Source organism: Streptomyces amakusaensis, assembly GCF_039532665.1.
GTDB lineage: Bacteria > Actinomycetota > Actinomycetes > Streptomycetales > Streptomycetaceae > Streptomyces > Streptomyces amakusaensis.
This window is the reverse complement of sequence record NZ_BAAASB010000039.1, coordinates 1-9,676: the sequence shown is the minus strand read 5'-3', so window position 1 is coordinate 9,676 and position 9,676 is coordinate 1. Positions and strand designations below refer to the sequence as shown.

Sequence of the window (9,676 nt, the reverse complement as noted above, 5' to 3'; positions counted from 1 at the left end):
ACCCGATCTCACTCCCACCTTCACCTTCACCTTCACTTTCACTTCCACTTGCTCCGCGCGAGCTTTCCGACACTGATCACGGGGATGGCGTAAATGGTGAACGAGGAAAAGTACCTCGATTACCTCAAGCGGGCGACGACCGACCTCCGCGAGGCCCGACGACGGCTGCGCGAGATGGAGGAGCGGGAGCAGGAGCCGATCGCCATCGTGGCGATGAGCTGCCGCTACCCGGGCGGTGTCGACACCCCCGAACAGCTCTGGGAACTCGTCGCGCGCGGCGGCGACGCCGTCTCCGCCTACCCCCAGGACCGGGGCTGGCACAGCGACGTCCTCTTCGACCCCGACCCCGACAGCGGGATCGAGAGTTACGAGCGGGTCGGCGGCTTCCTCCACGAGGCGGCCGACTTCGACCCCGGCTTCTTCGGGATCTCGCCGCGCGAGGCCCTCGCCATGGACCCGCAGCAGCGCCTCCTCCTCGAAATCTCCTGGGAGGCCTTCGAACGGGCCGGGATCGACCCCGCCTCCCTGCGCGGCAGCCGCACCGGCGTCTTCGCCGGACTGATGTACCACGACTACGCCGCGCGGCTGTTCAGCGTGCCCGAGGAGATCGAGGGCTTCCTCGGCAACGGCAGCTCCGGCAGTATCGCCTCCGGCCGGATCGCCTACACCCTCGGTCTGGAGGGCCCGGCGGTCACCGTCGACACCGCCTGCTCGTCCTCGCTGGTCGCCGTGCACCTCGCGGCGCAGGCCCTGCGCAACGGCGAGTGCGCGCTCGCGCTGGCCGGCGGTGTCACCGTCATGTCGACGCCCGGCACCTTCACCGAGTTCAGCCGTCAGCGCGGCCTCGCGGGCGACGGCCGCTGCAAGTCCTTCGCCGCCGCCGCCGACGGCACCGGCTGGGGCGAGGGCGCGGGTCTGCTCGTCCTGGAGCGTCTCTCCGACGCGCAGAAGAACGGCCACCCCGTCCTCGCGCTCGTACGAGGCTCCGCCGTCAACCAGGACGGCGCGAGCAGCGGCCTCACCGCCCCCAACGGCCCGTCCCAGCAGCGTGTCATCCGCCAGGCCCTCGCCGGGGCCCGGCTGACGGCCGCCCACATCGACGCCGTCGAGGCGCACGGCACGGGCACCACCCTGGGTGACCCGATCGAGGCTCAGGCGCTGCTCGCCGCCTACGGTCAGGACCGTGAGGCCGATCAGCCGCTGTGGCTGGGCTCCATCAAGTCGAACATGGGCCACACCCAGGCCGCCGCCGGTGTCGCGGGCATCATCAAAATGGTCATGGCGATGCGCCACGGCGTGCTGCCGCAGACCCTGCACGTCGATGAGCCGACACCGAACGTCGACTGGTCGGAGGGCGCGGTCTCGCTGCTCACCGAGTCCATACCGTGGCCGGAGACCGGCCGCCCGCGCCGCGCGGGCGTCTCGTCCTTCGGCATCAGCGGGACGAACGCCCACACCATCCTCGAACAGGCCCCGGACACCGCCGAACCCGAGGCCGACGCCGAGGCCGTGCCCGCCGCCCCGCACGCGCTCTGGAACCTCTCCGCGAAGACCCCGGCCGCCCTGCGCGCCCAGGCGGGCAAGCTCTCCGCGCACCTCGCCGCCCGGCCCGGCCCGGCCGCCGGGGACATCGCCCACTCCCTGGCCACCGCGCGCACCGACTTCGAACACCGTGCCGTCCTCACCGCAGCCGACGAACCCGGGCTCCGCCGTGCCCTGGAGACCCTCGCCGCCCTCGGCCCCGAGGAGCCCGCCCCGAGCGCCTCGGGCATCGCCCAGGGCCGTCCGGTCGCCGGGAAGCTGGCGTTCCTGTTTACGGGGCAGGGGAGTCAGCGGCTGGGGATGGGGCGTGAGCTGTATGCGGCGTACCCGGTGTTCGCTCGGGCTCTGGATGAGGTGTGTGCTCGGTTCGCTCCCGAACTGGCTCTGAAGGAAGCACTGTTCGTAGACGAGAGCGGTGCTCTCGATGAGACGGCGATGACGCAGCCCGCGCTGTTCGCGGTCGAGGTTGCCCTCTACCGGCTCCTGGAGAGCTGGGGCGTACGCCCCGACTTCCTGTCCGGTCACTCCATCGGCGAGATCGCGGCTGCGCATGTGGCGGGGGTGTTCTCACTGGAGGACGCCTGCACGCTGGTTGCTGCTCGTGGCCGGTTGATGCAGGCGCTGCCCACCGGCGGTGTGATGATCGCGGTCCAGGCCTCTGAGGACGAGATCCTCCCGCTCCTGACCGACCGGGTCAGCATCGCGGCGATCAACGGCCCGGCGTCCGTCGTCATCGCGGGTGACGAGAGCGCCGCTCTCGCCGTGGTCGAGCAGTTCCCGGACCGCAAGTCCAAGCGCCTTACGGTGAGCCACGCGTTCCATTCGCCGCACATGGACGGCATGCTGGACGCGTTCCGTACGGCGATCGCGGGGCTTTCGTACGGTAACCCGAAGATCCCGGTCGTCTCCAACCTCACCGGCACCCTCGTCACGGACGAGATGGGCTCGGCGGATTTCTGGGTACGCCACGTCCGCGAGGCCGTCCGCTTCCTCGACGCCATCAGCTTCCTCGCCGACCGCAATGTCGTGCACTTCGTGGAGCTGGGCCCCGACGCCGTGCTCTCGGCCATGGCACAGGACTGCCCGACCGGCGACACCGCCGCCTTCGTCCCCGTGCTCCGCAGGGGCCGTTCCGAGACCGAGGCGCTGACCGGCGCGCTCGCCCGGCTCCAGGTGCGCGGGGTCGGCATCGACTGGGACGCGTACTACGCCGGGACCGGCGCGCGCCGCGCCGAGCTGCCCACGTACGCCTTCCAGCGCGAGCACTACTGGCTCGACGCGGGCCACCTCGAAGGGGACGTCTCGGCGGCCGGCCTCGGCGCGGCGGACCATCCGCTGCTCGGTGCGGCCGTCGTGCTCGCGGGCACCGACGGGTTCCTCTGCACCGGCAGGCTCTCGCTCGACACCCACCCCTGGCTCGCCGACCACACCGTCATGGGCTCGGCCGTGCTGCCGGGCACCGCCTTCGTCGAGCTGGCGATCCGCGCGGGCGACCAGATCGGCTGCGACCTCCTCGAAGAACTCACCCTCCACGCCCCCCTCGTCCTGCCCGAGCACGGCGGCGTACAGCTCCAGCTCTGGGTCGGCGCGCCGGACGCCACCGGACGCCGCACCCTCACCGCGCACTCCCGCCCGGAGCCCGCCGCCGACGGCGACCGGAGTTCCGACACCGACGAGCCCTGGACCCGGCACGCCGACGGAGTACTCGCCTCCGGCGCGCCCCAGCCCCACTCCGTGCCCGCCGTCTGGCCCCCGGCCGACGCCGCACCCCTGCCCGTCGAGGAGCTCTACCAAGGGCTCGCCGAGGCCGGCCTGCGGTACGGCCCCGCGTTCCAGGGCGTGCGCGCCGCCTGGCGGAGCACCGACGGGACGACGTCGTACGCGGAGATCGAACTCGCCGACGAACAGCGCGCGGAGGCGGGCCGGTTCGGGCTGCACCCCGCGCTGCTGGACTCGGCGCTGCACACCATCGGCCTCGCCGGACTGGTCGAGGACACCGGCCGGGGACGGCTGCCGTTCTCCTGGAGCGGTGTGTCCCTGCACGCCGTGGGCGCGTCGGTGCTGCGCGTACGGCTGTCGAAGACCGGGCCCGACACGGTGTCCCTCGCCCTTGCCGACGGCGAGGGCCGGCCCGTCGCCGACATCGAGTCGCTCGCGCTGCGTGCCGTCTCGGCCGACCGGCTCGGCCGCGTACGGGACCACGACTCGCTCTTCCGGGTGGACTGGACCCCGCTGACCCTCGCGGGCGACCCGGCCGACGAACCGCGCCTGGCCGTCCTCGGCGGGCCCGCTCTGTCCGGCACGCATGGCGCGGACATCGCCCACCACGCCGATCCGACGGCGCTCGGCGCGGCGCTCGACGCGGGTCGTCCCGCCCCGGACGCGGTGCTCGTACGGTTCGCGCCCCCGGCCGGCCTCACCCCCGAGGCGGTCCACGAAGCCGCCCACCGGACACTCGACCTGCTGCACCGCTGGCTCGCCGACGAGCGGTTCGCCGACACCCGGCTCGTCCTGCTCACCCATGGCGCGGTCGCGGCCGGTGGCCGGGAGCCCGATCCGGTGCAGGCGGCCGTCTGGGGTCTTGTGGGCTCCGCGCAGTCCGAGCACCCGGGCCGCTTCTCGCTCATCGACAGCGACCCGGAAACCGGCGCCGGCAGCGACACCGACGGGCTGCCCCCGGCCGCCGTACTCGCTTCCGACGAGCCGCGAATCGCCCTGCGCGACGGCACGGCCCACGCCCCCCGACTGGCTCGTGTCCCCGCCAGCCCCTCCGGTGGTTCCTCCGGTGAGGTTCCGGCGTACGACCCGGACGGCACCGTGCTGATCACCGGCGCGAGCGGCACGCTCGGCCGGCTCGTCGCCCGTCACCTTGTGTCGGAGCGGGGTGTGCGTCGTCTGCTGCTGCTCAGCCGCCGTGGCGATCGGGCCCCGGGCGCTGCCGAGCTGGCCGCTGAGCTGGCCGGTCTGGGTGCGGAGGTCCGGTGGGCGGCGTGCGACGCGGCCGACCGGGAGGCGCTCGCCGCTGTACTGGCCGCGATCCCCGCCGGGCATCCGCTGACCGCAGTCGTCCACACCGCCGGAGTCCTCGACGACGGTGTCATCGAATCCCTCACCCCGGAGCGGCTCTCCGCCGCCCTTCGGCCGAAGGCCGACGCCGCCCTCCACCTCCACGAACTCACCCGCGAACTCCCCCTGTCCGCCTTCGTCCTCTTCTCGTCCGCCGCCGGTGTCTTCGGCGCCCCCGGACAGGGCAACTACGCCGCCGCCAACGTCTTCCTCGACGCCCTCGCCCAGCACCGGCACGCCCAGGGACTCCCGGGCACCTCGCTCGCCTGGGGCCTGTGGGCCGACGCCGACGGCATGGCGGGCTCCCTCGACCAGGCCGACATCGACCGGATGCGGCGCGGCGGCGTACAGGGACTCAGCGCCGCCGAGGGCCTCGCGCTCCTCGACCGCGCCCACGCTCTGAGCGCGGCCGACGACCACGGCACCGCGCTGCTCGTACCGATGCGGCTGACCCTCCCCACCGCCGCACCCGGCGGCGAAGTCGCCCCGCTGCTGCGCGGACTGGTCCGTACCCCCGTACGGCGCGCCGCCGCCGGGCGCGGCGGCACCGGCCGCTCCCCGCTCGAACAGCGGCTCGCGGGCCTCGACACGGCCGGCCGGGAGAGGCTGCTTCTCGACCTCGTGCGCGGCCATGTCGCCGAGGTGCTCGGCCACGGCTCCCCGGAGGCCATCGAACCCGAACACGCCTTCAGCGAGCTGGGCTTCGACTCGCTGACGGCGGTCGAGCTGCGCAACCGGCTCAGCGCGTCCGTGGGCGGCCGACTGCCCGCCACCCTGATCTTCGACTACCCGACCTCGCTGACCCTGGCCCGCCATCTCGCCGCCGAACTCGGCTCCGTACAGGCGTCGGAGGCCCCCGGCACCGCCGTACCCGTAGCCGGCTCCCTTGATGACGATCCGATCGCCATCGTCGCGATGAGCTGCCGCTTCCCGGGCGGTGTCACCACCCCCGAGGAGCTGTGGCGACTGCTGGAGAGCGGCGGCGACGCCATCTCCGGCTTCCCCGACGACCGGGGCTGGGACGTCGAGACGCTGTACGACCCCGATCCCGACCACCCGGGCACCTCCTACACCCGCCACGGCGGCTTCCTCCACGACGCCGCAGCCTTCGACCCGGCCTTCTTCGGGATCAGCCCGCGCGACGCCGTCGGAACCGACCCGCAGCAGCGCCTTCTGCTGGAGACCACCTGGGAGGCGTTCGAACGGGCCGGGATCGACCCCGCGACCGTGCGCGGCAGCCGCACCGGCGTCTTCGCCGGTGTGATGTACCACGACTACGCCGCCCTGCTGGAGGGATCCGCCGACGGCGCGGACGGCTCGCTCGGCTCCGGCAGCACCGGCAGCATCGCCTCCGGCCGGGTGTCCTACACCTTCGGCCTCGAAGGCCCCGCCGTCACCATCGACACCGCCTGCTCCTCCTCCCTCGTCGCCCTGCACATGGCGGTTCAGGCGCTGCGCACCGGCGAGTGCGACATGGCCCTCGCGGGCGGTGTCACCGTCATGGCCACCCCCGGCACCTTCGTCGGCTTCAGCCGCCAGCGCGGGCTGTCGGCCGACGGCCGCTGCCGCGCCTTCTCCGCCGACGCCGACGGCACCGGCTGGGGCGAGGGCGTCGGCATGCTCCTCGTGGAGCGTCTCTCCGACGCCCGCGCCAAGGGCCACCCGGTCCTCGCGCTCGTCCGTGGCTCTGCGATCAACCAGGACGGCGCGTCCAACGGACTCACCGCCCCCAACGGCCCGTCCCAGCAGCGCGTCATCCGCGCCGCGCTCCGGAGCGCGGGCCTGGCCCCCGCCGACATCGACGCCGTCGAGGCGCACGGCACGGGGACCACCTTGGGTGACCCGATCGAGGCGCAGGCGCTGCTCGCCGCCTACGGTCAGGACCGTGAGGCCGATCAGCCGCTGTGGCTGGGCTCCATCAAGTCGAACATGGGCCACACCCAGGCCGCCGCCGGTGTCGCGGGCATCATCAAGATGGTCATGGCGATGCGGTACGGGGTGCTTCCCCGGACCCTGCACGCCGACCGGCCCTCGCCGCACGTGGACTGGTCGGCGGGTGCCGTCTCCCTGCTGACCGAGGCCGTGGAGTGGCCGGAGACCGGCCGCCCGCGCCGCGCGGGCGTCTCGTCCTTCGGCATCAGCGGCACCAACGCCCACACCATCATCGAGCAGGCCCCCGAGGAGTCCACCGCGCCCGCCGACGGTACGGCGACGGTGTCCCCGCATCCGGTGCCGGTACGGCTCACCTCCCGCAGCGCGGACGGGCTGGCGGCCCAGGCCGACACCCTGCGGGCGCACCTGGCCGCCCGCCCCGGCACCGCCCTCCCGGACCTGGCCTACTCCCTGGCCACCGGGCGCGCAGCCTTCGACCACCGCGCCGTCCTCCTCGCCGCCGACGAGGACACCTTCACCACCGCCCTCACCGCCCTCGCGGACCGGGGCACCGCCCCCGGCCTGGTTCGGGGAGCGGTCAGCAAGGCGGGGCGTACGGCGTTCCTGTTTTCGGGGCAGGGGAGTCAGCGGCTGGGGATGGGTCGTGAGTTGTACGGCGCGTATCCGGTGTTCGCGGACGCTCTGGATGAGGTGTGCGGGCGTCTTGATGTGCCGTTGAAGGAAGCGCTGTTCAGTGATGAGAGCGGTGCTCTCGATGAGACGGCGGTGACGCAGCCGGCGTTGTTCGCTGTTGAGGTGGCGCTGTTCCGGCTGCTGGAGAGCTGGGGCGTGCGGCCGGACTTCCTGTCCGGTCATTCGATTGGTGAGATCGCTGCGGCGCATGTGGCGGGGGTGTTCTCGCTGGCTGATGCGTGCACGCTGGTGGCGGCTCGTGGGCGTTTGATGCAGGCGCTGCCCACGGGTGGTGTGATGGTCGCCGTCCAGGCGTCGGAGGAGGAGATTCTCCCGCTGCTGACCGACCGGGTGAGCATCGCGGCGATCAATGGTCCGCAGTCGGTCGTGATAGCGGGTGACGAGAGCGCTGCTCTGGCCGTGGTCGAGCAGTTCGCCGATCGTAAGTCCAAGCGTCTTACGGTGAGTCATGCGTTCCACTCGCCGCACATGGACGGGATGCTGGAGGCGTTCCGTACAGTCGCCGAGACCCTTTCGTACGGCTCCCCGGCGATCCCGGTCGTCTCCAACCTGACCGGTGCTTTGGTCGGCGACGACATGTCGACCGCCGACTTCTGGGTACGCCATGTCCGTGAAGCCGTCCGCTTCCTGGACGGCGTCCGCGCCCTCGAAGCCGCCGGAGTCACCTCGTACCTCGAACTCGGCCCGGACGGCGTCCTCTCCGCCCTCGCCCAGGACTGCGTCACCGAGGACGGGGCGACCTTCGCGCCGCTGCTGCGTGCCGACAGGCCCGAGGCCGAGACCGTGGCCGCAGCGCTCGCCCAGGTTCATGTGCGGGGCGTGGCGGTGGACTGGGAGGCGTACTTCGCGGGCACCGGCGCGCGGCGCGTGGAACTGCCGACGTACGCGTTCCAGCGTGAGCGGTACTGGCCGCGCACCGGTACGACCACGCCGGGGGACACCGCTGCCCTCGGGCTGGCATCCGCAGGTCATCCGCTGCTGGGCGCGGCGGTCGCGCTGGCGGATGCCGACGGACGCGTCTTCACCGGCAGGCTCTCGCTGCGCACGCATCCCTGGCTGGCGGACCACGCGGTCATGGGCTCCGTGCTCCTGCCGGGCACGGCCCTGGTCGAGCTGGCCCTGCACGCGGGCGAGCAGGTGGGCAGCCGCGCCCTGGAGGAGCTGACCCTCCAGACCCCGCTGGTCCTGCCCGAGGAGGGTGCGATTCAGCTGCAACTCGTCATCGGCGCGCCCGATTCCTCGGGCCGGCGCACGGTGGCCGTCCACTCCCGCCCCGACGCCGGCGAGGGGCCCTGGCTGAGGCACGCCGACGGCCTGCTGTCGGACGAGACGCGGCCCGAGCCCGACGACCTCACCGTGTGGCCACCGGCCGGGGCGACCCCCGTACCGGTGGACAGCGCGTACGACACCCTCGCCGCCTCCGGGCTCGGCTACGGCACCCTGTTCCAGGGCCTGCGCGCCGCCTGGCGGCACGACGGTGAACTCTTCGCCGAACTCGCCCTGCCCGCCGACGCCCAGACGGACGCCGAAGGGTACGGTCTGCACCCCGCGCTCCTCGATTCGGCGCTGCACACCCTGGCACTGGGTGGCGTACTGACCGGTGCCGACGGCGACGGCGACGAGTCGGCCGGTACCGCCAGACTGCCGTTCGCCTGGGCCGGTGTCCGGCTGCACGCCGCCGGCGCGGTGGCCGCTCGCGTACGGCTGACGGCCGCCGGACCGGACGCGGTCTCGCTGGAACTCGCCGACACGGCGGGCCGGCCGATCGCCTCGGTCGACTCACTCGTTCTGCGGGCCGTCTCGCCCGAGCAGATCGGCGCGGCGAGCGGCGGACGCCACGAGTCGCTGTTCCAGCTCGCCTGGACCGCGCTGCCGACGGACCGTACGGCAGCGCCGACCGGTGTCGACCACGCGGTGGTGGGCACGGGGCTGCCGGGAATCGACGCACAGGTCCACGCCGACCTGACGTCCCTGGCCGCCGGGGACGGCGACGTACCCCCGCTGGTGTTCATCACGGCCGAATCCGGCACGGAGGAGGAAGCCCTCCCGAGCGCGGTGCACACCCGTGCGGCCGACGCTCTCGCCCTCGTCCACACCTGGCTCGCCGACGATCGGTTCGCATCCTCCCGCCTGGTGTTCGTCACCCGTGGCGCGATGTCGACCGAACCGGACGAGCCCGTACACGACCTCGCGGGCGCGGCTGTGTGGGGTCTGGTGCGGTCCGCGCAGTCGGAGAACCCCGGCCGCTTCGGTCTGGTCGACCTCGACGGTGCCGACGCGTCCTACCGCACGTTGTCCGCCGTGCTCGCCTCGGGCGAGCAGGAGGTCGCGGTACGCCGAGGCTCGGCCCGTGTGCCCAGGCTGGTGCGGGCGGCGGTTCCGGAGGCTGTGAGTACGGGATTCGACCCGGCCGGCACGGTGTTGGTGACGGGTGCGAGTGGCACGCTGGGTGGTTTGTTCGCCCGTCATCTGGTGACGGAGC

General features: G+C 73.1%; 1 protein-coding gene. It reads left to right on the top strand.

Going from position 1 to position 9,676, the window contains the following annotated elements; all coding sequences use genetic code 11:
• Positions 1–93: 93 nt before the first annotated feature.
• Positions 94–9,676: type I polyketide synthase (locus tag ABD371_RS34715; RefSeq protein WP_344486408.1), on the top strand; the 9,583-nt coding region annotated here is incomplete at its 3' end.